This window comes from Microbacterium galbum (assembly GCF_032464915.1).
GTDB lineage: Bacteria > Actinomycetota > Actinomycetes > Actinomycetales > Microbacteriaceae > Microbacterium > Microbacterium galbum.
Window position 1 is genome coordinate 650,504 of the sequence record NZ_JAWDIS010000003.1, and the last position, 24,655, is coordinate 675,158.

26 protein-coding genes are annotated in these 24,655 nt (G+C 71.4%); 16 read left to right on the plus strand and 10 right to left on the minus strand.

Annotation, left to right across the window (positions count from 1 at the left end; all coding sequences use genetic code 11):
- Positions 1–40: 40 nt before the first annotated feature.
- On the minus strand, positions 41–1,033 hold the full coding sequence (locus tag RWH45_RS15880; protein WP_315995829.1) for an EamA family transporter: 993 nt from the start codon (positions 1,031–1,033) through the stop codon (positions 41–43).
- Between the two features lie 71 nt (positions 1,034–1,104).
- Here RWH45_RS15880 and RWH45_RS15885 point away from each other — a divergent pair, with 71 nt between their 5' ends.
- Positions 1,105–1,662, plus strand: coding sequence for a CGNR zinc finger domain-containing protein (locus RWH45_RS15885; RefSeq protein ID WP_315995830.1), 558 nt, complete (start codon positions 1,105–1,107; stop codon positions 1,660–1,662).
- 27 nt (positions 1,663–1,689) lie between these two features.
- Here RWH45_RS15885 and RWH45_RS15890 read toward each other — a convergent pair whose 3' ends face one another.
- Positions 1,690–2,568 (minus strand): alpha/beta fold hydrolase, encoded by an 879-nt coding sequence (locus RWH45_RS15890; RefSeq protein ID WP_315995831.1) that lies wholly within the window; start codon positions 2,566–2,568, stop codon positions 1,690–1,692.
- 266 nt (positions 2,569–2,834) lie between these two features.
- Here RWH45_RS15890 and RWH45_RS15895 point away from each other — a divergent pair, with 266 nt between their 5' ends.
- The 4 genes from RWH45_RS15895 to RWH45_RS15910 all read left to right on the plus strand — a co-directional run bounded on the left by RWH45_RS15895 (position 2,835) and on the right by RWH45_RS15910 (position 6,736).
- Positions 2,835–3,569 carry an exonuclease domain-containing protein gene (locus tag RWH45_RS15895; RefSeq protein ID WP_315995832.1) on the plus strand — a complete coding sequence of 245 codons (735 nt, stop codon included), beginning with the start codon at positions 2,835–2,837 and terminating at the stop codon, positions 3,567–3,569.
- Positions 3,570–3,920: 351 nt separating this feature from the next.
- The gene (locus tag RWH45_RS15900) at positions 3,921–5,543 is read left to right on the plus strand and encodes an HNH endonuclease signature motif containing protein (RefSeq protein WP_315995833.1); all 1,623 of its coding nucleotides are present in this window, start codon (positions 3,921–3,923) and stop codon (positions 5,541–5,543) included.
- A gap of 138 nt (positions 5,544–5,681) precedes the next feature.
- Positions 5,682–6,497: a carbon-nitrogen hydrolase family protein gene (locus tag RWH45_RS15905; protein ID WP_315995834.1), complete on the plus strand. Its 816-nt coding sequence runs from the start codon at positions 5,682–5,684 to the stop codon at positions 6,495–6,497.
- 74 nt (positions 6,498–6,571) lie between these two features.
- Positions 6,572–6,736: a hypothetical protein gene (locus RWH45_RS15910; protein ID WP_315995835.1), complete on the plus strand. Its 165-nt coding sequence runs from the start codon at positions 6,572–6,574 to the stop codon at positions 6,734–6,736.
- A 236-nt stretch (positions 6,737–6,972) separates the two neighbouring features.
- Here RWH45_RS15910 and RWH45_RS15915 read toward each other — a convergent pair whose 3' ends face one another.
- The 3 genes from RWH45_RS15915 to glgA all read right to left on the minus strand — a co-directional run bounded on the left by RWH45_RS15915 (position 6,973) and on the right by glgA (position 9,392).
- Positions 6,973–7,224 (minus strand): type B 50S ribosomal protein L31, encoded by a 252-nt coding sequence (locus RWH45_RS15915; RefSeq protein ID WP_055837630.1) that lies wholly within the window; start codon positions 7,222–7,224, stop codon positions 6,973–6,975.
- Positions 7,225–7,353: 129 nt separating this feature from the next.
- Positions 7,354–8,136, minus strand: coding sequence for an ABC transporter ATP-binding protein (locus tag RWH45_RS15920; RefSeq protein ID WP_315995836.1), 783 nt, complete (start codon positions 8,134–8,136; stop codon positions 7,354–7,356).
- A 59-nt stretch (positions 8,137–8,195) separates the two neighbouring features.
- The gene (glgA, locus tag RWH45_RS15925) at positions 8,196–9,392 is read right to left on the minus strand and encodes a glycogen synthase (RefSeq protein WP_315995837.1); all 1,197 of its coding nucleotides are present in this window, start codon (positions 9,390–9,392) and stop codon (positions 8,196–8,198) included.
- Positions 9,393–9,468: 76 nt separating this feature from the next.
- On the opposite strand from glgA, the gene glgC reads away from it, so the two are divergent.
- Positions 9,469–10,713 carry a glucose-1-phosphate adenylyltransferase gene (gene glgC, locus RWH45_RS15930; protein WP_315995838.1) on the plus strand — a complete coding sequence of 415 codons (1,245 nt, stop codon included), beginning with the start codon at positions 9,469–9,471 and terminating at the stop codon, positions 10,711–10,713.
- A 61-nt stretch (positions 10,714–10,774) separates the two neighbouring features.
- Here the strand turns inward: glgC and RWH45_RS15935 are convergent, their stop codons facing one another.
- The gene (locus RWH45_RS15935; protein WP_315995839.1) at positions 10,775–11,248 is read right to left on the minus strand and encodes an S-ribosylhomocysteine lyase; all 474 of its coding nucleotides are present in this window, start codon (positions 11,246–11,248) and stop codon (positions 10,775–10,777) included.
- A 129-nt stretch (positions 11,249–11,377) separates the two neighbouring features.
- Here RWH45_RS15935 and serB point away from each other — a divergent pair, with 129 nt between their 5' ends.
- Both serB and RWH45_RS15945 read left to right on the plus strand, forming a co-directional pair.
- Complete coding sequence (gene serB, locus RWH45_RS15940; protein WP_315995840.1) at positions 11,378–12,019, plus strand: phosphoserine phosphatase SerB; 642 nt, start codon at positions 11,378–11,380, stop codon at positions 12,017–12,019.
- 114 nt (positions 12,020–12,133) lie between these two features.
- Positions 12,134–12,811, plus strand: coding sequence for an alpha/beta fold hydrolase (locus tag RWH45_RS15945; RefSeq protein ID WP_315995841.1), 678 nt, complete (start codon positions 12,134–12,136; stop codon positions 12,809–12,811).
- Positions 12,812–12,907: 96 nt separating this feature from the next.
- Here the strand turns inward: RWH45_RS15945 and fabG are convergent, their stop codons facing one another.
- Positions 12,908–13,618, minus strand: a complete 711-nt coding sequence (fabG, locus tag RWH45_RS15950) for a 3-oxoacyl-ACP reductase FabG (RefSeq protein ID WP_264630680.1) — start codon at positions 13,616–13,618, stop codon at positions 12,908–12,910.
- A 222-nt stretch (positions 13,619–13,840) separates the two neighbouring features.
- Between fabG and RWH45_RS15955 the strand changes: the two genes are divergently transcribed.
- The 4 genes from RWH45_RS15955 to RWH45_RS15970 all read left to right on the plus strand — a co-directional run bounded on the left by RWH45_RS15955 (position 13,841) and on the right by RWH45_RS15970 (position 16,281).
- A complete protein-coding gene (locus RWH45_RS15955; protein ID WP_315995842.1) occupies positions 13,841–14,554 on the plus strand; it encodes a DUF4190 domain-containing protein in 714 nt (237 codons plus the stop codon).
- Between the two features lie 124 nt (positions 14,555–14,678).
- A complete protein-coding gene (locus RWH45_RS15960) occupies positions 14,679–15,053 on the plus strand; it encodes a DUF3099 domain-containing protein (RefSeq protein WP_315995843.1) in 375 nt (124 codons plus the stop codon).
- Positions 15,054–15,073: 20 nt separating this feature from the next.
- Positions 15,074–15,301, plus strand: a complete 228-nt coding sequence (locus RWH45_RS15965; RefSeq protein ID WP_315995905.1) for a hypothetical protein — start codon at positions 15,074–15,076, stop codon at positions 15,299–15,301.
- 98 nt (positions 15,302–15,399) lie between these two features.
- The gene (locus RWH45_RS15970; protein ID WP_315995906.1) at positions 15,400–16,281 is read left to right on the plus strand and encodes an SURF1 family cytochrome oxidase biogenesis protein; all 882 of its coding nucleotides are present in this window, start codon (positions 15,400–15,402) and stop codon (positions 16,279–16,281) included.
- Positions 16,282–16,326: 45 nt separating this feature from the next.
- Here the strand turns inward: RWH45_RS15970 and RWH45_RS15975 are convergent, their stop codons facing one another.
- A complete protein-coding gene (locus RWH45_RS15975; RefSeq protein WP_136585782.1) occupies positions 16,327–17,925 on the minus strand; it encodes an ABC-F family ATP-binding cassette domain-containing protein in 1,599 nt (532 codons plus the stop codon).
- Positions 17,926–18,194: 269 nt separating this feature from the next.
- Between RWH45_RS15975 and RWH45_RS15980 the strand changes: the two genes are divergently transcribed.
- From RWH45_RS15980 to RWH45_RS15995, 4 genes are read left to right on the plus strand one after another with little or no spacing between them, the layout of a single operon-like run.
- Positions 18,195–19,226: an iron-siderophore ABC transporter substrate-binding protein gene (locus RWH45_RS15980; protein ID WP_315995844.1), complete on the plus strand. Its 1,032-nt coding sequence runs from the start codon at positions 18,195–18,197 to the stop codon at positions 19,224–19,226.
- A gap of 25 nt (positions 19,227–19,251) precedes the next feature.
- The gene (locus tag RWH45_RS15985; RefSeq protein ID WP_315995845.1) at positions 19,252–20,298 is read left to right on the plus strand and encodes a FecCD family ABC transporter permease; all 1,047 of its coding nucleotides are present in this window, start codon (positions 19,252–19,254) and stop codon (positions 20,296–20,298) included.
- Entirely contained in the window at positions 20,295–21,371 is a 1,077-nt protein-coding gene (locus tag RWH45_RS15990; RefSeq protein WP_315995846.1) for a FecCD family ABC transporter permease, read from the plus strand. Before RWH45_RS15985 ends, RWH45_RS15990 begins: the two co-directional genes overlap by 4 nt.
- 52 nt (positions 21,372–21,423) lie before the next feature.
- A complete protein-coding gene (locus tag RWH45_RS15995) occupies positions 21,424–22,248 on the plus strand; it encodes an ABC transporter ATP-binding protein (RefSeq protein WP_315995847.1) in 825 nt (274 codons plus the stop codon).
- Positions 22,249–22,329: 81 nt separating this feature from the next.
- Here RWH45_RS15995 and RWH45_RS16000 read toward each other — a convergent pair whose 3' ends face one another.
- Entirely contained in the window at positions 22,330–23,259 is a 930-nt protein-coding gene (locus tag RWH45_RS16000) for a siderophore-interacting protein (RefSeq protein ID WP_315995848.1), read from the minus strand.
- A gap of 125 nt (positions 23,260–23,384) precedes the next feature.
- Entirely contained in the window at positions 23,385–24,548 is a 1,164-nt protein-coding gene (locus RWH45_RS16005; protein WP_315995849.1) for a MalY/PatB family protein, read from the minus strand.
- Between the last annotated feature and the right edge of the window lie 107 nt (positions 24,549–24,655).

Consider the following 24,655-nt stretch of genomic DNA (forward strand, 5'->3'; position numbering starts at 1 on the left):
GGTTCCGGACCCCGTCGGAGGGACCGGAACCCGCGACGGCTCACGGCGCCGGCACCACCGGGATGCTCGCCGTCTCGGTCGCCGGCTCGGCCGGGTTCCCGGCATCCAGTCGCACCAGCACCACCCCGACGAGGATCAACGCGCCGCCCACGAACTGGATCGGCGCGGGCGTCTCGCCCAGCAGCAGCCACGCGAAGCCGAGTGCGAACAGCACCTCGCTGAGGCCGACGAACGACGCCAGACGCGATCCGATGAGCGGCACCGCGATCACCCCGAGGGCGTAGCCGAGGGTGGTCGCCACCGCGCCGACCCACAGCAGCGGCAGGATGCCGGGAACCTGCAGCCCCGCGAGCGACACCGTGATCGAGGGCGCGGCGAAGGGGAGCACGCCCACCCCCACGAGGATGCCCATGAGCAGCGTCCCGGTGAGCAGGCCGCCGGAGGCGAGGGCGAGGGGTGGGAGGTCGTCGCCCGCGCGGCCGGCGATCATGAAGTACGCGGCTGCGCAGACGGCGGCGCACAGGGCGAAGAGCGTGCCGAGCAGGTCGAATCGCGCCCCGCTGATGTCGACGACCAGGACGAGTCCGGCCATCGCGACGACCGAGCCGATGAGCACGGCCTTCGACGGCGCGCGGCGGGTGCGCGCCCAGACGGCGATCACGATGAGCACCGGGGCGATGTACTGGATCAGCAGCGCCACGGCCACCGGCATCCTCTGCATCGCGGCGAAGTAGAACAGCTGGCAGCCGGCGACCGCGGTCAGGCCGAACGACACGATGAGCAGGCCGTGGCGCCGGAGGAACCCTCGCTGACGCCGGATCGCCGTGATGAGCGCGGGCGAGAGCAGGAGAGCCGCGACGCCCATGCGGACGAGCAGCACGGCCCCGAGCGACCATCCTCCGTCGAGGAGCGGTTTGACGAAGGGGCCGCTGGACGAGAAGGCCAGCGCCGAAGCGACGGCGATGAGCAGCCCCGTGACGGCGCCGGAGCCGTGGCGGACGGGACGGGGAAGGGTGACGGACGACGTGGTCATGCGGGCCTGCTGTCAGGAGTCAAGAGTGAGTACACTCGTGACAGTACGACCTGAGAATGTCAGGAGTCAACATGGTCTTCATCCGTGACACCGAACTGGTGCTGCGCGCGACCGTCGAACTGGTCAACACCCTGCCCCACACCGAGGTGAGCGGGGTCGACACCCTCACGACGATGGCCGAGCTCGACGACTTCGCCGAGCGGCACACCTACACCGGTTCGCGCGCCCGCGACGAGCGCGAGCTGGCCGCCGTGCGCGGCATCCGGCGCCGCATCCAAGCACTGTGGAACGTCGATCGCGATGACGCGGTGCCCCTCGTGAACGCGATGCTGCGCGACGGACGCGCCCTCCCCCAGCTCGTGCGGCACGACGAGTTCGACTGGCACATCCACGCCTCCGAGGCGTCGGACCACCTCGCCCAGCGCATGCTCGTCGAGACGGCCATGGCGTTCGTCGACGTCATCCGCGCCGACGAGTACGCCCGCATCCGCGTGTGCGACGCCGACGACTGCGACGGCGTGTACGTCGACTTCTCGAAGAACGGCTCGAAGCGCTACTGCGACTCCGGCAACTGCGGCAACCGCATGAACGTTAACGCGTATCGGAAGCGGAAGGCGGAGACGGCGTAGTGAGGTTCTGGCGCGGCAGAGCTCGCGTCACTCGTCGCCGAGGAACGTCCGGATCGCGGATGCCGCCGCCTGCGGCGTCTCGTAATGGACGAGGTGCCCGACCTCGGGGATCTCCACCAACTCCGCATCGGGGAAGAGGGTGGCGAGGTGCCGCTCGGCCTCGATCGGAGTGATGTCGTCCTTCTCGGCCGCGATCAGGAGCGTCGGCTGCGCGATGTGCGGCGCGAACTCGCGGACGTCGTGCGAGACGCTCGTCACGAACGCCTCGTGCAGCACGTCGCGGTCGGCGAAGCGGGAGAAGTACTCGTCGTGCTGCTCGTGCACGAAGCGCCGCAGCTCCGGGTCGCGCGTCTTGGCCATGGCGTTGCTCATCACCCGCACGATGAGACCGTTGCGCAGCAGCCCCTCGCCGAGAGCGCGCGGGAGCTTCGCTCCGGCGAGGTAGTAGAAGACGGCGAGTCGCGTGAGGATGCCGCGCGGCCCCTCCAGCGCGGGCGCGCCGATCGGGTTGACGAGGATGAGCCGGGGCGTCGCGAGCCCGTCGGCCACGGCGGCGGCCGACACGATCGACCCGAACGAGTGCCCGAGCACCACCGCGCCGGGCGCGACCGCCTCGACGAACGCCCGCAACCACTGCGCATACGTCTCGAGATCGTGCGCGCGACCCGCCAGCGGCGCCGTCTCACCAAAGCCGGGCAGGTCGGGTGAGATGACCCGGATGCCGCGCAGGTGCGCCACGACGGGGTCGAGTCCGTGATGCTCGCCGCGGAACCCGTGCACCGCGACGATCGTCGTCGAAGCGGCCTCGTCTCCGTAGACCCAGTAGGCCGTGGTGCCGCCGAGGACGGCGGTCTCGCGGCGCTCCACGGCGATCTCGGCGAGGCGCTCGGCGTAGGGATTCGGCATGGGTCGAGTCTACGAGGGGGTCCCGACACCGCCGGGCGCGATCCTCCCCCACCACGTCCCGGCACCGTCGGCCGCGATCCTTCCTGTCGCGCCTCGTCATCCGGGACGCGCGTCGACGCGAACGCCGCCCCCGGCGCTTCCCGCCGCGCCCGGCGTTCAGGACGCGCGCCCGGCGCTCACGCCGCCGCCTGGCATCCGGGACCTCCTCCCCGCACCCTTCTGCGCGCCTCGCCGTCCATGTCGGAACCTCGTTCTACGGTGACCCCATGACCCTGTGGCAGGCCGAGCCGCTCCCCCTCTTCCAGACGCCCGAGTGGGCGCGCCTGATCGGCGTGTTCGATCTCGAGACCACCGGCGTGGACGTCGAGAGAGATCGCATCGTGACCGCCCACGTGGGCGTGCTCGACGTCGACGGCAACGTCATCGACGCCCGCGTCTGGCTCGCCGACCCGGGCATCGAGATCCCCGCCGGAGCCGCGGCCATCCACGGCATCACCACGGAGCGGGCTCGCGCCGACGGAGCCCCCGCCCCGCGCGTGGTGGCCGAGGTCGTCGAAGCCCTCGCCGCGCTGTTCGCCGCCGGCATCCCGGTGGTGGCCTACAACGCTCCGTACGACTTCTCGCTGCTCAAGAACGAAGCCGTTCGCCACGGCGTCGCGCCGATCCACGCGCCCTCACCCGTGATCGACCCCCTCGTGGTCGACAAGACCTACGACACGTACCGTCGCGGCAAGCGCACCCTGTCGGTCGTCGCCGAGCACTACGCCGTCCCGCTCGAATCCGCTCACGAAGCCTGCGCCGACGCGGTCGCCGCCGGGCGCCTGGCCCTGGCTCTCGCCGAGAAGTTCGGACCGTGGATGCCGCAGACCCTCGACGAGCTGCACACCCGCCAGATCGCGTGGGCCCGCGCGCAGGCCGCGAGCCTGACCGAGTACTTCGTGAAGATCGGCCGCCTGGATGCCGCCGCTCCGCCGCTCGACGGGGCGTGGCCGATCCGCTGAGAAGCGGGCGACGCCGGATCGATCACGCAGGAGGGCCCACGGGGGCCGGGCTGCGACCGGCCTCACGGGCGGCGGGCGCCTTCCGCACCACGATCCGACACCGCCGGACCCCGACACCGATTGGGATCGCACGACGCCTCCCCCGATCCCGACGCGGGCGACGGACGACATCGCACACGGCGACCGGAGTGGCGGCGCCTCCCCCGGGCCCGACGCGGTATCTGCTTGTCGAAGGTTCCCCACCGCGCGCTCACCGGTCCGGCATCCGCTCAGCGCGGGACCCGACCACGCATTCGCCGCGAGGTTCCGGCCCTTCGCGGCGATGTCGGAGGCCCCCGATAGCGTTTCGACATGGACACCTCCGTTCCTCTCGCCGACCGGCCCTCGCCGGCTCCGCGGTCGTGGGACGGGGTTCCGTGGCCTGCCGACGACGAGCTCGACGACGAGGTCGCGTGGGCCCGCCTGCTCGATCTCGGCGCGGCGAGTCACCGCCATGATGCGTTCTCCGCCGACGACGTGTTCTCCTCTGTTCACGTCCGGCCCGAGGGGGCCGCGGCTGACGGCGAGGCGGCTGACGATGACGCGACTGACGATGACGCCGCGACCGCCTCGGCATCCGATCTCGACGCAATCCTCGGGCATCTCGAGCTGATCGCCGCCGAGCGTCACCGTCTTGCGGCCGAGGAGGGTCGCCTCATCGCGACCGTCCTGCGCGACGCCGCCGCCGACCCGACGCCCTGGGTCGGCCCCGACCCGACCCTCGACTACACGTGGAGCGATGCGCGCGGCCGCACCGCCGGCGCGGTGCGACGCGACCGCGTCGATCTCGCGCAGCGGGCGGCGGCCGCCGAGATGGCGGTGCGTCTGCGCCTCTCGGAGCAGACCGTCCGCACGCGCGCCACGCACGTCGAGGCGCTTCGAGAACGCTGCCCTCGGCTGTGGGACGCGTTCGCCGCCGGACGGACGTCCGAACGCCACGCCGTCGAGGCGGCCCGGCTCGCGACCTCCCTCCCTCACGACGAGACGGCGTGGAGGGCGTTCGACGACGGCGCCGCCGAGACCGCGATGAGGCTGACGCCCACGAAGTTCGCCGTCGCCGCGCGCGCTGTTCGCGAGCGCGTGCATGCCGAGTCGATCGATGCCCGCCATCGCCGCGCAGCGCGCGATCGCGGGGTGTGGATGGCGCCGGAACTCGACGGGATGGCCTCGCTCACCGCCTTCCTCCCGGCAGAGAGGGCACGCAGCATCATGACGCGCCTCGACGGCGCCGCTCGGCATCTGCACGCTGCGCCGGATGAGGAGCGCACGCTGGCGCAGCTGCGCGCCGACGTTCTCGCCGACCTCGTGACGGTCTCGAGTGCTGACCTGGCCGCGACCGGCCGCTCGGACGCTCCCGTACCCAAAGGCGAGGGCACGCCCCGTGCCGAGACCACTCCCCGAGGCGACTCCGCGTCCCGAGTGGGCGCCGCGCCCACGTCCACAACAACGCGAACACACGCCGCTTCCCCCACGGTCGTCGTCACCGTCCCCGCGCTGACCCTCCTCGGGGCTGACGATCGCCCCGCCATCCTCGATGGCTACGGACCCATCGACCTCGACACCGCGCGCCGTCTGGCCGGCGAAGCGAGCTCCTGGGTGCGCCTTCTGACGCACCCCGTCACCGGCGCACCGCTCGTCCTCGACCGTCAGACGTACCGCGTCCCCACGGCCCTCCGACGCTGGCTGGGCGTGACGTCGCCGACCTGCGTCTTCCCCGGCTGCAACCGCTTAGCGCGCGACTGCGACCTGGACCATCTCAGCGCGTGGGCCGACGGCGGCTCTACGGATGCCGATAATCTCGCACCGGAGTGCCGACACCATCACCGCCTCCGGCACGAGACGCGGTGGACGCCGACCCACGATCCCGTCACCGGCGACCTGCAGTGGACGTCGCCGCTCGGCGGCACGTACGACACCGATCCGCCGCCGTTCTGAGCGCCGGGCGGGCGTCGTGCTCGCCCGCCCCGCCCATCACCGCCCCGCCCCATCACCGACGCGCACCACCTCCGCCCCACCCGCCTCGGCCCCGCACCTCGAACCCGGCTGACGTCGCCGCAATGCCACACTGTTCCCGTGACCTGCCGCATTGCGACCGTCCAGATGGAAGCCGTCCCGGGTGACGTCGACGCGAACGTCGCTCTCATCGCCCGCCTCGTGGGCGACGCCGCGGCGGGGGATGCAGACCTGGCCCTCTTCCCCGAAGCCGCCGTCACCGGGTACGACGACCTCGCTTTCGCCGACCCCCTTCCCGCGCTCGGCCCGGGCGGGTGGTGGGCCCCCGTGCAAAAGGCCGTCGACCGCACCGGCGTCATCGCCGTCGTCAACACCGCCCTCGAGCGGGAGGGGTGCCGCACCCTCAGCGACGTGATCCTCTCCCCCGGTCGCGACCCCCTCGCTGCCTACGCCAAGCAGCACCTGCACGACAGCGAACGCCCCCTCTTCGCTCCCGGCGATCACGGTGCCTCGTTCGTCCTGCACGGCCTCCGCTTCGCGCTCTCGGTCTGCTACGACGCGAACTTCCCCGAGCACGCGGCCGCCGCGGGCCGAGCCGGGGCGCACGTCTACCTCAACAGCGGCGCGTACTTCCCCGGGGGCGAGCACCGCCGCGATCTCCACTACGCCTCACGCGCCCTCGACAACGGCATGTACGTGGTGTTCAGCGGCCTCGTGGGTGGTCCGCACGCCTTCATCGGCGGCTCCGCCGTCTTCGATCCGCTCGGCCGGCGCATCGCCGCGGTCGGCGAGGCCGAGCACGTCGCGTTCGCCGACCTCGACGCGGAGGTCGTCCGCGAAACCCGCGAGCGCCAACGGATGTGGGCGGATCATCGCGACGAGCTGGGTCCCCACCGACCTCTGGGGTCGTTCCGCCCGACCGACGCGGCGCACTGATCGGTGAGGCGCCCCGTCGCGCCGGGCACGGGCGACCCCATCCGCGCTCGAGATGATGCCGTCACTGCCTCCACATGACGCATGCCTCGCCCGCTCAGGCGCGGGAGCTCGTCGACCTCGCCGAGGTCACATCGATCGTCCGCGTCACCAGAGAAGACCGCCTGCTCTTCGACGTGTACACCCCCGACGCGGCGCGGCTGGAGGAGGTGGTCGAGCGCTCGCGCGGCTCGGCCCAGTGACGACGTCCCCCGTCCTCAGCACTCACCCGCCGAAACCCCTCCTGCCCGCGAAGGGCGAGTGAGGGCGACCGCGCCCCGGTGACGATGTCCCCCATCCTCAGCACCGACCCGCCGAAGCCCCTCCTGCCCGAGAAGCGCGGGTGAGGGCGACCGCGCCCCGGTCACCTCCGGCTCCGGGAAAGACGAAAGCCCCCCGTCCTGAAGGACGAGGGGCTTCGACGCGGAACCGCTGCGGATCAACGACCGCCGAAGTTCTTGAAGCGCTGGTTGAACTTCTCGACGCGACCGGCCGAGTCCATGATGCGCTGCTTGCCCGTGTAGAACGGGTGCGAGGCCGACGAGATCTCCACGTCGATGACGGGGTACTCCACGCCGTCGAGCTCGATCGTCTTGTCGCTCGAGACGGTCGAACGGGTGAGGAAGGTGTCGCCCGAACCGAGGTCGCGGAACACGACGGCCTTGTACGTGGGGTGGATGTCAGTCTGCATGGGAGGTCCTTTGAGAAGTGGTGCCCTGGATTCTGCCAGGACGTCAAAGTCTGCGGCGCCGGAGGCACCAACGGAAGAGTCTACCAGGCCCGAGCCGAAGCCGACGCCGAGAGGCCCCGCCGCCCGGGATCACACCGCGCGAGCGGCGTACCGACCGGCGTCGTGCGTAAGGGTGATGTCGAGTCCGAACGTCGCCGAGAGGTTCTCGGCCGTGAGGGCCTCTTCGAGGGGTCCGGATGCCACGACCTCGCCGTCGCGCAGCAGCAGCACGTGCGTGAACCCGATGGGGATCTCCTCGACGTGGTGCGTGACCATGACCATCGCGGGTGTCGTCGGCGCCTGCGCGTAGCCCGACAGCAGGCTCAGCAGCTCTTCGCGCGCCCCCAGGTCGAGGCTCGCGGTCGGCTCGTCGAGCAGCAGCAGCTCCGGATCGGTCATGACGGCGCGGGCGATCTGCACGCGCTTCTGCTCGCCGTCGCTGAGCGTTCCGAAGGTGCGGTCGGCGAGGTGGTCGAGCTTCCACTCGGCCAGCACGCGCAGCGCGCGTCGCTCGTCGATGTCGTCGTAGTCCTCGCGCCAGCGCCCGACGACCGAGAAGGCCGCGGTCAGCACGACGTCGAGCACGGTCTCCTCCGGCGGCACGCGTCGCGCCATCGCCGACGAGGCGAAGCCGATACGCGGACGCAACTCGAAGACGTCGGTCCGCCCGAGTCGCTCGCCGAGGATGGTCACGGCACCCGACGTGGGGTGCAGCAGCGTGTCGGCGAGCTGCAGAACGGTGGTCTTGCCGGCGCCGTTCGGCCCGAGCACGACCCAGCGCTCGTCATCCGACACCGTCCAGTCGAGGTGGGACACGATGTCCCGCGCGTTCCGGCGGACGACGACGTCGGAGAACTCGAGCACCTGAGGCATGCAGCTAGCCTAACGGGCGCGACGACACCACCCGGATGCCACACGGCCGACGTGCAGAGCTACCGCGACGCCCCCGCGACCTCGGCGTACAGCGCCGCGGTCTCCTGCGCGATCGCGCCCCAGCTGAAGGCGTCGACGGCGCGCTGGCGCCCCGCCTCGCCGAACGCGCGGGCGGTCTCGGCATCCGCCACGACCTCCGTGAGCACGCGGGCGAGGTCGTCGACGAAGCGGTCGGGGTCGACGGGCGTGCCGGTGCCGTCCTGCACCTGGTCGATCGGCACGAGACGACCGGTCACGCCGTCGACGACGACCTCGGGGATGCCGCCGGTCGCGGTGCCCACCACGGCCGCTCCGCACGCCATCGCCTCGAGGTTCACGATGCCGAGCGGCTCGTACACCGAGGGGCACACGAACGTCGTCGCCGCGGTGAGGATGGCGCACAGCTCGTCGCGTGGAAGCAGACGCTCGATCCACACCACGCCGTCGCGGGTCGCCTGCAGGCCGCGCACGAGCTCCTGCACCTCGGCCATGATCTGCGGGGTGTCGGGGGCGCCCGCGCACAGGATCACCTGCACGTCCTGCGGCAGTTGCTCCACCGCGCGCAGCAGGTACGGCAGACCCTTCTGCCGTGTGATGCGCCCGACGAAGACGATGGAGGGACGCGACGGATCGATCCCGACCGATTCCAGGAACGCGTCGTTCGTCACCGGATGCCACGCCTCGGTGTCGATGCCGTTGTAGATGACCCGCACCTTGGCGGGATCGAGCGACGGGTAGCTGCGCAGGATGTCGTCGCGCATCCCCGAACTCACCGCGACGACCGCCGCGGCCCCCTCGTACGCCGTCTTCTCGATGTAGCTCGACACGGCGTAGCCGCCGCCGAGCTGCTCGGCCTTCCAGGGCCGCAACGGCTCGAGGCTGTGGGCGGTCACGACGTGCGGGATCCCGTGGAGGAGGGATGCCAGGTGCCCGGCGAAGTTCGCGTACCAGGTGTGCGAGTGCACGACGTCGGCGCCGGCGACGTCGGTGACGATCTCGAGGTCGGTGCCGAGGGTCTGGATCGCGCCGTTCGCGGAGACGAGCTCGGCGGGGACGCCGTAGGACGTCGTGTCGGCCGCGTCGCGCTCCGCGCCGAACGCGCGGACCTGCACCTCGGTGCCCTCGGCGCGCAGCGCCTTGACCAGCTCCGTGGCGTGGACCCCGGCTCCCCCGTAGATCTCCGGCGGGTACTCCTTGGTCACGATGTCGACGCGCATGAGACGAACCGTAGTACAGCGGAAGGCACGCCGACGACGTGTTCCGGCATCCTGTTCCGCCCCCTAGTGTGGTGCCATGCCTGCAGCGCCGAAGGTCTTCGGAATCATCCTCGCCGGCGGCGAGGGAAAGCGACTCATGCCCCTGACGGCGGATCGCGCCAAACCCGCCGTCCCCTTCGGCGGCCAGTACCGCCTCATCGACTTCGCCATCTCGAACCTCATCAATTCGGGCCTGCGCCAGCTCGTCGTGCTCACGCAGTACAAGTCGCACAGCCTCGACCGCCACATCTCTCAGACGTGGCGCATGTCGCCCATGCTCGGCGCGTACGTGGCATCCGTCCCCGCCCAGCAGCGCCTCGGCAAGCGGTGGTTCTCGGGCTCCGCCGACGCGATCCTGCAGTCGATGAACCTCATCCGCGACGAGAAGCCCGACATCGTCGTCGTCATCGGCGCCGACCACGTGTACCGCATGGACTTCAAGCAGATGCTCGACGCCCACATCGCCTCGGATGCGCGCGCGACGGTCGCCGGCATCCGTCAGCCGATCTCGCTCGCGAACCAGTTCGGCGTGATCGACACCGATCCGAGCGACCCCACGAAGATCCGCGCGTTCCTCGAGAAGCCGCAGAACCCCGAGGGGCTGGCCGACTCGCCGCACGAGGTGCTCGCCTCGATGGGCAACTACATCTTCGACGCCGACGCGCTCGTCGAAGCCGTCACCCACGACGGCGAGCTGCCGACCTCGGCCCACGACATGGGCGGCGACATCGTTCCGTACTTCGTCAACCGCGGCGAGGCGGCCGTGTACGACTTCCAGCGCAACGACGTGCCCGGGTCCACCCCGCGCGATCAGTCGTACTGGCGCGACGTGGGCACGATCGAGTCGTTCTACGACGCGCACATGGACCTGATCTCGACCCTGCCCATCTTCAACCTCTACAACACCGACTGGCCGATCTACTCGCAGACCTTCAACGCCCCGCCGGCGAAGTTCGTGCGCGACTCGGTCGGACGCATCGGCAACGCGATCGACTCGATCGTGTCGCTCGGCTCGGTGCTGTCGGGAACCCACCTCGAACGCAGCGTGGTCGGCCCGTGGGCGCTCGCCGGCGGAGGCTCGACGATCACCGACTCGGTGCTCTTCGACAGCGTGCAGGTCGGCGCGGGCGCTCGCATCCATCGCGCGATCCTTGACAAGAACGTCGTTCTCGAGCCGGGGGCGACCATCGGCGTCGACCGCGAACGCGACCTCGCCCGAGGGTTCACGGTGACCGAGACGGGGATCACCGTCGTCGGCAAGGACGTGCACGTCCACGCCTGACCCTCGCAACGAGAGAGGGCGGTGACCACCACGGTCGCCGCCCTCTCTCGTTGCGGGTCTCTCAGACGCCGACGCGCGCGAACGCGTCGCGCGAGATGCCCTTCTCGAGCACGGCCTTCGACCACTCGCGCGCACTGTGGAGGCTGTGGTCGCGGTAGTTGCCGCAGCTGAAGGCGTCGGTCCCGGGGACGTCGTCCCACGTGACGTCGTCGGCGATCGCCCGCAGCGAGTCGGTGATGGCGCTCGCCAGCGCCTCCACGTCGGGCTCGCCCCACATGATCACGTGGAAGCCGGTGCGGCAGCCGAAGGGCGAGATGTCGATGAGACCGTCGATGCGGTCGCGGACGAGGCTCGCGAGCAGGTGCTCGATGGTGTGCAGGCCGCCGGTCGGGATCTCCTGCTCGTTGGGCTGCACGAGACGCAGATCGAAGTTGCTGATGACGTCGCCGCGGGGGCCCGACTCCGTGCCGATCAGGCGGACGTAGGGCGCCAGCACGGCGGTGTGGTCCAGGGTGAAGCTTTCGACGTCGGCCATGGGAGGTCCCTTCTGAGGAGGCGGCGGAAGCTTCCAGCCTACGGCCGCCGTCCGTGGCCGGACCCGACCGTGACGCCGTGCGACAGCCGGCGCCCGCGGGCCGCTACGCCACGCGCTAGGGTCGAGCGCGTGACTTCGACCGCTCGCTTCCTCGTCGTGCTGGATGCCGATTCGACCCTCATCCGCAACGAGGTCATCGAACTCCTCGCCGACGAGGCGGGTCGCGGCGACGAGGTCGCCGCCGCCACCGAAGCGGCCATGCGCGGCGAGGTGGACTTCGCCACGAGCCTCCGCTCCCGTGTGAAGGCGCTCGCGGGCGTGTCGACCGACGCGTTCGCCCGGGCGGTCGCCCGCATCGAACCGACCCCGGGTGTGCACGACCTCGTCGCCGCCGTGCACGAGCGGGGTGGCGTGGTCGGTGTGGTCTCGGGCGGCTTCCACGAGGTGCTCGACACCGTCGCCCCCGGCCTGGGCGTCGACGTCTGGCGCGCGAACCGTCTCGTCGCGGCCGACGGTGCGCTCACCGGCGAGGTCGACGGCGAGATCGTGGATGCCACCGCCAAAGCCGAGACGCTCCGCCGCTGGGCCGACGAGCACGGCGTCCCCCTGCGACTGACGTTCGCGATCGGCGACGGCGCGAACGACCTGGAGATGATGAAGGTCGCGGGCCTCGGTCTCGCCTTCAACGCCAAGCCCGCCGTGCGCGAGCGCGCCGACCTCGTCGTGGGCGACGTCGACCTGGCGCAGGTCATCGCCGTCCTCCCCCGCTGAGCGCAACGGCATCCGAGGGGCATCCCCCGCACCGCGGGCCGCGAGACGTCGTGCCGTGACCCCGCGCCGACGCCGCCCCTGGCCGACGTCGGAGGGGCGTCCTACGCTGCCGTCATGGACGTCATCCTCGTACCCGGTCTCTGGCTCGATGCGTCGTCGTGGGATGCGGTGCTGCCCGCGCTCCGCCGCGCGGGCCACCGCCCCCTTCCCCTCACCCTGCCCGGTCCGGCCGTCGGCGACCTCGTCGTCGATGACTGGGTCGACGCGGTGGTCTCCGAGATCGACCGGCTCGACGCCCCGGTGGTCCTCGTCGGCCACTCCGGCGGCGGCAACGTCGTGTGGGGGGCCGCCGATCGTCGCCCCGAGCGCGTCCGACGGATCGTGCTCGTCGACACCGTCGTCCCGCCACCGGGCGCGATGATCTCGGAGTTCCCGATCGAAGACGGCGTCGTCCCCTTCCCGGGGTGGGAGTTCTTCGACGACGACGACGTCTCCGACCTCGACGAGGACACCCGCCGCCGCACGGCCGCGCAGGTGGTCGACGTGCCCGGGCGCGTGCCGAGTTCATCCCTGACCCTCACCGACGAGCGTCGCTACGACATCCCCGTCACGGTGCTCTCCGGCCGCCTCGACGCCGAGACGCTTCCGCGCATGCTCGCCGACTGGGACGCCTTCGCGCGGGAGTTCGCCCGCGTACGCGACACCGAGGTGGTCCACCTCGACTCCGGCCACTGGCCGCAGTTCTCGCAGCCCGAACGATTCGCACAGCGCCTCGCCGCCGCCGTGCGGTGAGCACGGTCACGCAGCACCTCACCGCCGTGCGGTGAGCACGGTCGCGCTGCGTCTCTCAGGGGCGCCGCGCGAGGGGCATCCGGTGCGTGCGGACGGTCAGTGCCCCATGCCCAGGCCGCCGTCGACCGGGATGACGGCGCCCGAGATGTAGGCCGCATCGTCCCCGGCCAGCCAGGTGACGACGCCCGCGACCTCGTCGGGCGAGGCGAACCGACCCGCGGGGATGTTCTTCTTGTACTCCGCCTGCGTGTCGGCGGGCAGCTCCGCCGTCATGTCGGTCTCGATGAAGCCGGGAGCGACGACGTTCGCCGTGATCCCGCGGCCGCCGAGCTCGCGGGTGAGCGAGCGGGCGAAGCCGACGAGCGCGCTCTTCGACGCGGCGTAGTTGATCTGCCCGGCCGAGCCGTAGAGCCCCACGACGCTGGAGATCAGGATGACGCGGCCCCAGCGCGCCTTCAGCATGCCCTTCGACGCGCGCTTGACGACGCGGAACGCCCCACCGAGGTTGGTGGAGACGACGCTGTCGAAATCGTCCTCGCTCATGCGCAGCAGCAGCGTGTCCTTGGTGACGCCGGCGTTCGCCACGACCACCGCGATCGGACCGAGCTCGGCCTCGACCTGCGAGAAGGCGGCATCGACGGCTGCCGCGTCCGTCACGTCGGCGCGCACGGTCAACGTCCCCTCGGGGCCCTCGCCCGAGCGGGCGGTGACGGCGACCTTCCACCCCTCGGCGACGAAGCGTTCGGCGATGGCGCGACCGATCCCCCGGTTCCCTCCGGTGACGACGACGACGCGGTCCTGAGACATGGCGGAACTCCTGGGCTTGCGAGAGACGGAACCGCCTCAGCCTATCGACAGCGCCCTGTCGACAGCGTCGCGCGTCGACCGCGCGCCCTCTCCCCGACAGCCGCGGCCCCGACCGCGCCGTGTTGCCGGCGGCGCCGCGCCGTCGTGCCGGCAGCGTCGCGGGGTTTGACACGGGCCGAGCGCCGCTGAAACGCTGGATGGAGCGCGACGAAAGGGATCACCGTGAGCGACGACCGCACCCCCGCCCCGAAACAGCCCGAGCAGGCTACGGGGGCCGGCACGCCCGTTCCCGACGCGTCGGGATCGCCCTACGCGCCGCGCGACGACGCGTCGGACCGCGACGCGACCCCGCGCACGGATGCGGATGAGAGCCGTACCGACGTGGACACCCCGGCACACGACACGGCTTCGGCGTACGGCGAGTCCGCCCCGGCCGCCTCGTACGACACCCCCGACGCCGCCGCCCCCGCGTACGGTGCGGCGCCCTCCGGCACTCCCGCGTACCCCGCTGCCGCCTCCGGCGAGCCCGCCACCCCGCCCTACGACACCCCCGGCACCGCGAGCTCCACGTACGGCGCCCCCGCCTACGGCGCTCCCGCGTACGGCGCCCCGGCCTACGGCGGGTCGGCGTACGGAACGGCCTCGTACGGGTACGGCACCGCGCCCACCCGCACGAACCCCCTCGCAATCGTGTCCCTCGTGGCATCCCTCGTCGGGATCTTCGTCATCCCCGTCATCGGGCAGATCGTGGGCATCGTCACCGGGCACATCTCGCTCAAGCAGATCAAGGCGTCGGGCGAGCGCGGACGCGGCATGGGCCTCGCGGGTCTGCTGATCGGCTACATCAGCCTCGGGCTCGGAGCGCTGATCGTCATCGGCTTCGTCATCCTGGTCGCGGTCACCGCCGGGTCGTCCGGCTCGCGCTACGGCGTCTGACCGCTCGCGTCCGTGTTCGGCGCGATGGATCCTCCGACGTTCCGCCTTCGCTTGCCATGACATCGAGAAGACCATCGCTCGAACGCGCCGACCCCCGTCCGCGCGGGCGTACCCTGAGACCACTGTGAAGACCAACCGCGCCGCCCAGTCAGCGACGTCGCTCCCCAAGGCTCCCCGGGAGGACGCCGACAGCCGTTTCGCCAAATACATGGTGATGATGGGGATCCGCATCGCGTGCTTCATCGCGATGGCCGTCGTCACGCCCTACGGCTGGTACACCTTCGTCTTCGCTGCGGGCGCCATCTTTCTCCCCTACCTCGCGGTCATCGTCGCCAACGTCGGTCAGGACGCGGCCGACACCACCGCGATCAGCCCCGAGCGCGCGATCGAGGCGCCCCGCCCCGCACCCGCTCCTGCCGCAGCCGCGCCCGACGGCCCCGTCGTCATCCGCATCGCCGAGACCCCGCGCCTCGGCGCGCCCCGCGACGAACGCCCGTGAGCGACGCGCCCGAGAGCGACGTGCCCGCCGGCGACGCTCCCCTCGCCGACGCGGCCGCCGAGTGCTCCCGGGCGGGATGCCGCGACACCGCCAGGTGGGCGATCCGCTGGCGCAATCCGCGGATCCACAGCGTCGACCGCCGCAAGATCTGGGTCGCGTGCGACGAGCACGTCGCCTACCTGCGGGAGTTCCTCACCGCGCGCGACTTCCCCGTCGAGGTCGCTGCGCTCGCGGCCGAATCGGTCTGAGCGCCCGTGCGACGTACGCTGGATGACGTGGCTGCACGACCCGGAGTGAGCGCGCGGGACGCGCGCGAGGACGGAGCGTCTGCGTGAGCGCCCGCGAGATGCCCGCCTTCGCCCGCTGGGCGATGTACGTCGGCGTCGCGATCCTCTTCGCCATCGCGTGCGCCTTCCTCTCGAACTGGCAGTTCTCCCGCAACGCGGAGCGCAGCGAGCAGCTGCAGCTCGTCGCCGACAACTACGACGCGCCCGCCGTCGCCCTCGGCGACCTCCTCGCCCCCGGTGCCGACCTCACCCCGTCCGACGAGTGGCGCCCCGTGCGCTTGGAGGGGCAGTACCTCGCCGACGAGCAGCTCCTGGTCCGCAACCGCGCGCACGGGGGCTCGGCCGCCTACGAGCAGCTCGTCCCCTTCCGTCTGACCGACGGACGCGTCTTCCTCGTCGACCGCGGCTGGCTCCCTCCCGGCAATCGCCAGGCCGATCCCGACGAGATCCCCGCCCCGCCGTCCGGGAACGTGGTCGTGGAAGTGCGCCTTCGCCCCGGCGAGGCGGCACCGACGTCGGGCCGCACCGCGGAGGCCGGTCAGGTGCCGACGATCAACCTCGGGCTCGTCGCCGCGCAGACGGGACCACTCGAGCAGGGCGCGTACGGCCTTCTCATGTCGGAGTCCCCCGCCCCGGCCACGGCCCCCCTGCCCATCGATCCGCCGAGCAACGATCCGGGACCCTACCTGTCGTACGCGATCCAGTGGATCCTCTTCGCCGTCATGGGCTTCGGCTTCATCACGTACGTCATCATCAACGAGCGCAAGCTCCGCCGGGAGGAAGCCGACGACGACGAGCTTCCCGAGAGCGTCCCCTCAGCGGCGACCTCGGCGGCGACGCCCGATCGACGCCGCGTCGACCCCGTGGCCCTCCACCGCTCGCGCAAGCGCCCGAAGGACCGCGACGCCGACGACGAGGACGCCCTGCTCGACGCCCGTTGAGCGCGAGCGGATGCCGCAGGTCACGGCATCCGGGATCAACTCCTCTCAGGCGAGCGTGATGAGGTCCGCGTAGTCGCGGCCCCAGATGTCTTCCACGCCGTCGGGCAGAATGAGCACGCGCTCGGGGTTGAGCGCTTCGACGGCACCCTCGTCGTGCGAGACGAGAACGACGGCGCCCTCGTAGTGCGCGAGAGCGCCGAGGATCTCCTCGCGCGAGGCGGGGTCGAGGTTGTTGGTGGGCTCGTCGAGCAGCAGCATGTTCGCCGACGAGACGACGAGCGTCGCGAGCGAGAGACGCGTTTTCTCGCCGCCCGAGAGGACGCCCGCGGGCTTCAGCACGTCGTCGCCGACGAACAGGAACGACCCCAGCACCTTGCGCGCCTCGGTCGCCGTGATGTGCGGCGCCGACGACATCATGTTCTCGAGCACCGAGCGGTTGACGTCGAGGTTCTCGTGCTCCTGCGCGTAGTAGCCGATCTTCAGGCCGTGGCCGGGCTCGAGCTGCCCGGTGTCGGGCTGGTCGACGCCCGCGAGGATGCGCAGCAGGGTCGTCTTTCCCGCACCGTTGAGTCCCAGGATGACGACGCGCGAGCCGCGGTCGATCGCGAGGTCGACGTCGGTGAAGATCTCCAGCGACCCATACGACTTCGACAGGCCTGAGGCCATGAGCGGCGTCTTGCCGCACGGCGCGGGCTTGGGGAAGCGGAGCTTGGCGACCCGTTCGTCCTGGCGCACGTCGTCGAGGCCCGACAGCATCTTCTCGGCGCGCGCGACCATCTGGTGCGCGGCCGCGGCCTTCGAGGCCTTCGCGCCGAACCGGGCAGCCTGCAGCTGCAGCGCCGTGGCCTTCTTCTCGACGTTGGCGCGCTCCTTCTTGCGGCGCTCCTCGTCGGCCACCCGCTGGCGCAGGTAGTTCTTCCAGTTCATGTTGTAGACGTCGATGACCTGGCGGTTGGCGTCGAGGTAGAACACGCGGTTCACGGTCTCGCCGACGAGTTCGACGTCGTGCGAGATGACGATGAGGCCGCCCTTGTACCCCTTGAGGAACTCGCGCAGCCACACGACGCTGTCGGCGTCGAGGTGGTTGGTCGGCTCGTCGAGGATCATCGTCTGCGCGTCCGAGAACAGGATGCGCGCGAGCTCGATGCGGCGCCGCTGACCACCCGAGAGGGTCTTCAGCGGCTGGTCGAGGATGCGGTCGGGAAGCGAGAGGTTGTGGGCGATGGATGCCGCTTCGGCCTCCGCCGCATACCCGCCGGCGGCCTCGAACTGCTCGGTGAGGCGCGCGTACTTCTTCATCGCCTTGGCGGCCACCGCGGCATCGTCGTCGCCCATCGCCATCGAGGCCTCGTGCATGCCGAGAGCGAGCGAGCCGAGACCGCGCGCGTCGAGGATGCGCGTGCGCGCGAGCATCTCGGGGTCGCCCGAGCGCGGGTCCTGCGGGAGATAGCCCAGCTCACCCGAGCGGTCGACGCCACCGTTCGAGGGCAGCAGATCGCCGGCGAGCACCTTGGTGAGGGTGGTCTTGCCGGCACCGTTGCGCCCGACGAGGCCGATCTTGTCGCCGTCGGAGACGCGGAACGCCACGTCGGACATGAGCACGCGGGCGCCCACGCGGATCTCGAGGTCGTGCACGGCGAGCACAGCGAACGTCCGTTCAGTCGGGGAAGGGTGAGTGGCCGAGAGAGGCCAGCCACCCAGTATACGGCGCACCTCGTGCGAGCCCGCCGACAACGCTGCTCCTCCGCGGTCTGCGCGAGCGGATCACCGACACCGAGGGTCGTCGAACGCCCCGGATGCCGTTGTCTCGGCGTCGAGACGACGGCCCGGGCGATCGGCATCCGGGTTTGCAATCTCACCCGACGCCTGACCTAAACTAAGCCTATCCTTACCTAACACGCAGGAGGCTCTTCGTGTCCCGATTCCGCGCTCTGGCGGCCCTCGCCGTCGGTTCCGCCCTCGTCCTCACCGGCTGCGCCGGTACCTCCGCCGCCCCGGGCGAGGAGCAAGCCGCGTCCGGGGATGCCGGATTCCCCGTCACGATCGAGAACGTCTTCGGCGAAACCACGATCGACGCCAAGCCCGAGCGCGTCGTCACCGTCGACTGGGGCAACCAGGACGTCGCACTGGCCCTCGGGGTCGTCCCGGTCGCGATGCCCAAGATCATCTACGGCGACGAGGACGGCGACGGACTCCTCCCCTGGACGAAGGACAAGCTGGCCGAGCTCGGCGCGGAGACGCCCGTTCTCATGGACGAGTCGAACGGCTACGACTACGAAGCCATCGCCGACGCCCAGCCCGACGTCATCCTGGCCGCCTACTCGGGTATGACGCAGGAGCAGTACGACACGCTGAGCAAGATCGCACCGGTGGTCACCTATCAGGGTGTCGCCTGGGGCACGACCTGGCAGGAGATGACGGCCCTCGACGGCACCGCGCTCGGACTGAAGGACGAGGCCGACGCGCTCGTCGCCGAGAAGGAGCAGCACATCAGCACCGAGGCGGCGAAGTTCCCCGCCCTCGCGGACAAGAAGTCGCTGCTGACGTACTTCGACCCGACGAACCTGTCGACGCTCGGCTTCTACAGCACGCTCGACCCGCGCATGGGATACCTGCAGGAGCTCGGCCTCGCTCCCTCGTCGTACGTGTCCGAGGAGTCCTCCGCGTCGGAGACGTTCTGGTTCACGCCCAGCACCGAACAGATCGAGAAGTTCTCCGACGTCGACCTGATGGTCGCGTACGGCAGCGACGACATGATCGCGGCGATGCAGGCCGACCCGCTGCTGTCGAAGGTGCCCGCCGTGCAGAACGGCGCGATCGCCGTGATCGAGAGCGGGTCGACCCTGTCGTCGGCCATCACCCCGACCCCGCTCAACATCGGCACGACCTACGGCGACGACTACATCGCACTGGTGGGCGCGGCCGCCGAGAAGGCCGCGTCCTGATGCAGGTCCTCCGTCCGTCGGCGCGATGACCGCTCTCGCTCCGACCGTCACCGCCCCCGGCGGCGCACCCGTGCGTCACTGGGGGCGGCGACGCGTCGTCGGTGTCACCGCTCTCGTCGTGCTCCTCGTCGTCGCGGTGATCCTGTCCGTCACCTTCGGCGCGCGCGACGTCACGGCCGCCGACGTCTGGGCCGGCCTCGGCGGCTCCACCGACACCGCCTCCAGCGCGGCTGTCGCCAAGCGCATCCCGCGCACCGTCCTCGCGATCCTCGTGGGCGCCGCCCTCGCCGTGTCGGGCACCGTCCTGCAGGGCGCCACCCGAAACCCCCTCGCCGATCCGCAGATCCTCGGGATCAACGGCGGCGCGGGGCTCGCCATCGTCACGGGCATCGCCTTCTTCGGCCTGAGCTCGCCCTCGATGTACATCTGGATCGGCATGCTCGGAGCCGGTGCCGCCGCCGTCCTCGTCTACGCGATCGGTTCACTCGGACGCGGAGGCGCCACGCCCCTGCGCCTGGCACTCGCCGGCGCGGTCACCGCCGTGGCGTTCAGCTCGCTCACGAGTGCGATCCTGCTTCCGCGCACCGATGTGCTGAACGTGTTCCGGTTCTGGCAGATCGGCGGCGTCGGGGGCGCGACCTTCGAGACCATCGGCCAGGTCGCGCCGTTCCTTCTCGTCGGGCTCCTCGTCTGCCTGGGCTCCGCCCCCGCCCTCAACACCCTCGCGCTGGGCGACGAGCTCGCCACCGGCCTCGGAGCCCGCGTGCGCACCGCCCGCCTCATCGCCACCGGCGGCGCCGTCGTCCTGTGCGGCGCCGCGACCGCGGTGGCCGGCCCCATCGGTTTCGTCGGGCTCGTCGTCCCGCACATGCTCCGCCTCATCGTCGGCGTCGACCACCGATGGCTGCTCCCCGTCTCGGCGCTGGGCGGGGCGACCCTGCTCACCCTCGCCGACGTGGTCGGACGCGTCGTCGCCCGCCCCGAGGAGATCGAGGTCGGCATCGTCACCGCGCTCGTCGGCGCCCCGTTCTTCATCGCCCTCGTCCGCCGACAGAAGATGAGGGCCCTGTGAGCGCGTCCCTGACCCACCCCGGTGCTCTGCCGCCCGCCGCGCCCGACACCCTGGCATCCGTCTCATCCGGTCGACGTCGTCGCCGCCGCCGCTGGGCGGCCGTCACCGGCACGCTCGCCGCTCTCGTCGTCGTGGCGTTCGTGCTCAGCCTCATGCTCGGGCAGACCTTCTACTCCCCGGCGGAGGTCTGGGGCGTCCTGACCGGCCAGCGCGTCGCGGGAGCCTCATTCACCGTCGGCGAGCTGCGCCTTCCGCGCGCGATGACCGGACTGCTGACCGGCCTGTGCTTCGGCATGGGCGGCGTCGTGTTCCAGACGATGCTGCGCAACGCGCTCGCGAGTCCCGACGTCATCGGCATCAACACCGGCGCCAGCGCCGCCGCGGTGATCGGCATCGTCGTGCTGGGCCTCGGCGAGACGGCGGTGTCGTTCCTGGCCATGGCCGCGGCTCTCGCGGCCGCGCTGATCATCTACCTCCTCGCCTACCGCGACGGCAGCTCGGGGGCGCGCCTCATCCTCATCGGCATCGGCGTGGCCGCCATGTGCCAGGCCGTGGTCTCGTACGTCATCGCGCGCGCCGCTCAATACGATCTCCCCGCCGCGATGCGCTGGATCACCGGCAATCTGAACGACGCCACCTGGGACCGCGCCCTGCCGGTGCTCTTCGCGGTCGTCGTGCTCGGCCCGGTGCTGGTCATCCTCTCCGGGCGCCTCGAGATCCTGCGCATGGGCGACGACACCGCCGCGGCGATCGGGCTCCCCGTCGAGCGCAGCCGCCTGCTGTTGATCGTCGCCGCGGTCGGGCTCCTCGCCTTCGGAACGGCGGCGGCGGGCCCCATCGCGTTCGTGTCGTTCCTGGCCGGTCCCATCGCGGTGCGCCTGCTCGGTCCGGTGGGCTCACCGATCGTGCCCGCGGGTCTCGTCGGCGCCCTGCTGGTGCTCGTCGCCGACTTCGCCGCGCAGTACGCCTTCGGCACCCGCCTTCCGGTCGGCGTCATCACCGGCGTGCTCGGCGCGCCGTACCTCATCTTCCTGCTCGTCCGCAGCAGCCGATCCGAAGGAACGTCGCTATGACTCTCCCTGGACAGCCGGTCCCTCCCCTCTCCCGCGTGGAAGGAACGTCACGATGACCGTCGAGCGCAGCCTGACCGCCGAGGGCGTCACCCTCGGATACGGAGACCGCACGATCGTCGACGCGCTCGACCTCTCCCTCCCGCCGGGAAAGGTGACGGCCATCGTCGGCGCCAACGCGTGCGGCAAGTCGACGCTGCTGAAGGCCATGGCCCGTCTGCTCTCCCCGACCACCGGCCAGGTGCTGCTGGACGGGAAGGCGATCCATCGGATGCCGACGAAGCAGGTCGCGCGCGTGCTGGGGCTGCTCCCCCAGTCACCGGTCGCTCCCGACGGCATCGCGGTGTCCGACCTCGTCAGTCGCGGTCGCCACCCGCACCAGGGCGCGCTGTCCCGCTGGACGCGCGCCGACGACGACGCCGTCGCGCGCGCGCTCGACGCCACCGACACCGCTCACCTCGCCGACCGGCACGTCGATCAGCTCAGCGGCGGACAGCGTCAACGCGTGTGGATCGCAATGGCCCTCGCGCAGGAGACCGATGTCCTGCTGCTGGACGAACCGACGACCTTCCTCGACATCAGCCACCAGATCGACGTGCTCGACCTGCTCACCGACCTCAACCGCGAACGCGGGACCACCGTCGCGATGGTGCTGCACGACCTCAACCTCGCCGCGCGGTACGCCGACCACCTCGTCGCGATGGCGGAGGGGCGTATCGTCGCCGCGGGCGACCCGGCCGAGGTGCTCACCGAAGCCACCGTGCAGGAGGTCTTCGGGCTGCGCAGTCGCGTCGTCCCCGATCCCCTCACGGGCCGCCCGATGATCGTGCCGATCGGGCGCCACCACACCCTGCACGAGACCGCGACGCCCTCGCGCTGACGCGACGGGACGCGGACGCGGGTTCGCGCGCGCGAAAGGGCCCGGACGGCATCCCCGTCCGGGCCCTTTCGTACGGGTCGCCTAGGCGGTCCGCTCGACCTGGCCCTCGCGCCAGTACCCCATGAACGCCACGCGCTTGCGATCGACGCCGTGCCCCTGGACGAGCAACCGTCGCAGGGTCTTCACCGTCTGCGACTCCCCCGCGATCCATGCGTAGAACTCCCCTTCGCCGTCTGCCGGGCTGTCCCACAGCAGGTCGACGTCGAGGTCGATGTCTTCGAGCTCCTGCGGGCGCGGCGCGGCGGCGCGCTCCAGCACCGCCCGGGATCCCGCGGCCCACGCCTCGACTGCCTCGATCAAGGCCTCGCCGTGCGGGCGGTCGTCGCGGGCGAGCCAGGTGACGGGCAGGGCGCCCGGGCCGACGGAGAGCGCGTCGTCGACCGTCGGCACCTCCACGAAGGCGTCGACGACGAAGCCGGGACCGAGTCCCTCGAGAATCGCGCAGATCGCCGGCGCCGCCGTTTCGTCACCCGCGAGCAGCAGACGCTGCGCCGTCCCCGGGTGGAAGTCGATGCCCTGCGCGGAATCGTCGCTGCGCGCATCGGGACCGACGACCAGGATGCTGTCACCCGCTATCGCCGACTCCGCCCAGGCACCGGCGGGGCCGGCGTCGTGGTGCAGCACGAAGTCGATGTCGAGCTCGAGCGCCGCGGGATCGATGCGCCGCACGGTGTAGGTGCGGAACGGCATCCGCTCGTCCTCCGGCAGGTCGCGCCACCGCGTGTACCACTCGCCGTTGTCGATGGCCTCGGGGTCGTGTTGCCCGATGTCGCAGAGGCGACCGTCGGCGCCGGGGAGGACGATCTTCACGCGCTGGTCGCGCCGATCGATGCCGAAGACCTCGAAATCCGGAGAGGTGAAGGTGATGCGGGCGAAGTGGGGCGACAGGCGGCGGGCGGACTTCACCACGGCGACGTACGGACGGTAAGCGGGGCGCGTGGCGGTCTTCACCCGATAAGGATATCCTTACCTATCCTCGGATGCCAGGCGCGCTGCCCCGGAAGCCTCGCCGGTGGACGACCACTGCCCGACGCGGCGCCCCGGGGCGGGGCCTGCGTGCACGACGCCCGCCGCCGTCAGGGTCGCGGCACCAGCGCCCCGACGCGTTCGATCGCTTCGCGCAGCACCTCCGGCGCGCACCCGACGTTGATGCGCACGTGGCCGATCCCCTCCGTGCCGAACAGCGGGCCGTGGTGCAACGCGACCTTGGCCTCGCGGCGGAGGAAAGGCGCGGGATTGTCGCCCCACCCGTAGGCCGACACGTCGACCCACGCGAGGAAGCCGGCCTCGGGAGCACGGTAGCGGGCCAGCGGGAGGTGCTCGGCGAGCAGGTCGGCGAGCAGTCGTCGGTTCTCGTCGAGAGCCGCCAGCAGGGAGTCGAGCCAGGGGTCGCTCTCCGCCGCGAACGCCGCCCGGTTGGCGATCACGCCGAACAACCCCGCGCGCCATTCGACCTCCCACGGCAGCGCGCGCACGACCTGCGCGGTCTCCTCCGCCCCGGTGACGATGACCGCGCACTTGAGCCCCGCGAGGTTGTAGGTTTTGCTCGCGCTCGTCACCGCGTACCCGACCGCGGCGGCCTCCGACCCGGCATCCAGGAACGGGGTGAACACCGCCGGCGCGTGCGTGAGCGGCGCGTGGATCTCGTCGCTGACGACGCTCGCGCCGTACCGCTGGGCGAGCCGTGCGAGCGCGGCCAGGCTGTCGCGCGTGTGCACCGTGCCCGTGGGATTGTGCGGGTTGCACAGCAGCACCGCGCGGGCCCCGGATGCCAGAGCGTCCTCGATCCCGCCGAGGTCGAGGCTCCATCGCTCCCCGTCGTCGACGAGGGGGACGCGCTCCACGACGGCCCCGGCCTCCTCGACCGTGTCGTAGAACGGCGGGTACACCGGCGGCGTCACGACGACGCGGTCGCCCGGCGACGTCACCGCGCGGAGCACCTCGACCACGCCCATCATCACGTCCCCCGTCCAGCGCACGCGTGCCGGATCGATCGTCCAGCCCCACCGCCGGTGGGCGTAGGCGGTGAAATCGAGATCGATGCCGGGGCGGGGCGGCGTGTACCCGGTGTCGCCGATCTCGACCGCACGCTGCAGCGCCGCGGTGATCGCGGGGGCGAGCGGGAAGTCGGTCTCGGCGACGAACATGGGGATGACGTCGTCGCCGTACGAGCGCCACTTCGTGCTGGAGCGCTGACGGAGGAGGTCCTGGGGCAGGGCCTGCAGGGGGGTGACGCTCATGCGAAAAGCCTAACGACGGCCCCGAGGGCCCGCAGCGCGCGCGTCAGACGACGACACACGGCGCAGGCCGGCAACGACGAAGGGCCGCGACGACGAACGCCCACCCC

Excerpts from the sequence above, each read along its gene's own strand:
- RWH45_RS15880 (WP_315995829.1), bottom strand. The coding sequence starts at position 1,033 with ATGACCACGTCGTCCGTCACCCTTCCCCGTCCCGTCCGCCACGGCTCC.
- RWH45_RS15885 (WP_315995830.1), top strand. The coding sequence starts at position 1,105 with ATGGTCTTCATCCGTGACACCGAACTGGTGCTGCGCGCGACCGTCGAA.
- RWH45_RS15890 (WP_315995831.1), bottom strand. The coding sequence starts at position 2,568 with ATGCCGAATCCCTACGCCGAGCGCCTCGCCGAGATCGCCGTGGAGCGC.
- RWH45_RS15895 (WP_315995832.1), top strand. The coding sequence starts at position 2,835 with ATGACCCTGTGGCAGGCCGAGCCGCTCCCCCTCTTCCAGACGCCCGAG.
- RWH45_RS15900 (WP_315995833.1), top strand. The coding sequence starts at position 3,921 with ATGGACACCTCCGTTCCTCTCGCCGACCGGCCCTCGCCGGCTCCGCGG.
- RWH45_RS15910 (WP_315995835.1), top strand. The coding sequence starts at position 6,572 with ATGACGCATGCCTCGCCCGCTCAGGCGCGGGAGCTCGTCGACCTCGCC.
- RWH45_RS15915 (WP_055837630.1), bottom strand. The coding sequence starts at position 7,224 with ATGCAGACTGACATCCACCCCACGTACAAGGCCGTCGTGTTCCGCGAC.
- RWH45_RS15920 (WP_315995836.1), bottom strand. The coding sequence starts at position 8,136 with ATGCCTCAGGTGCTCGAGTTCTCCGACGTCGTCGTCCGCCGGAACGCG.
- glgA (WP_315995837.1), bottom strand. The coding sequence starts at position 9,392 with ATGCGCGTCGACATCGTGACCAAGGAGTACCCGCCGGAGATCTACGGG.
- glgC (WP_315995838.1), top strand. The coding sequence starts at position 9,469 with ATGCCTGCAGCGCCGAAGGTCTTCGGAATCATCCTCGCCGGCGGCGAG.
- RWH45_RS15935 (WP_315995839.1), bottom strand. The coding sequence starts at position 11,248 with ATGGCCGACGTCGAAAGCTTCACCCTGGACCACACCGCCGTGCTGGCG.
- RWH45_RS15945 (WP_315995841.1), top strand. The coding sequence starts at position 12,134 with ATGGACGTCATCCTCGTACCCGGTCTCTGGCTCGATGCGTCGTCGTGG.
- fabG (WP_264630680.1), bottom strand. The coding sequence starts at position 13,618 with ATGTCTCAGGACCGCGTCGTCGTCGTCACCGGAGGGAACCGGGGGATC.
- RWH45_RS15970 (WP_315995906.1), top strand. The coding sequence starts at position 15,400 with ATGCCCGCCTTCGCCCGCTGGGCGATGTACGTCGGCGTCGCGATCCTC.
- RWH45_RS15985 (WP_315995845.1), top strand. The coding sequence starts at position 19,252 with ATGACCGCTCTCGCTCCGACCGTCACCGCCCCCGGCGGCGCACCCGTG.
- RWH45_RS15995 (WP_315995847.1), top strand. The coding sequence starts at position 21,424 with ATGACCGTCGAGCGCAGCCTGACCGCCGAGGGCGTCACCCTCGGATAC.
- RWH45_RS16005 (WP_315995849.1), bottom strand. The coding sequence starts at position 24,548 with ATGAGCGTCACCCCCCTGCAGGCCCTGCCCCAGGACCTCCTCCGTCAG.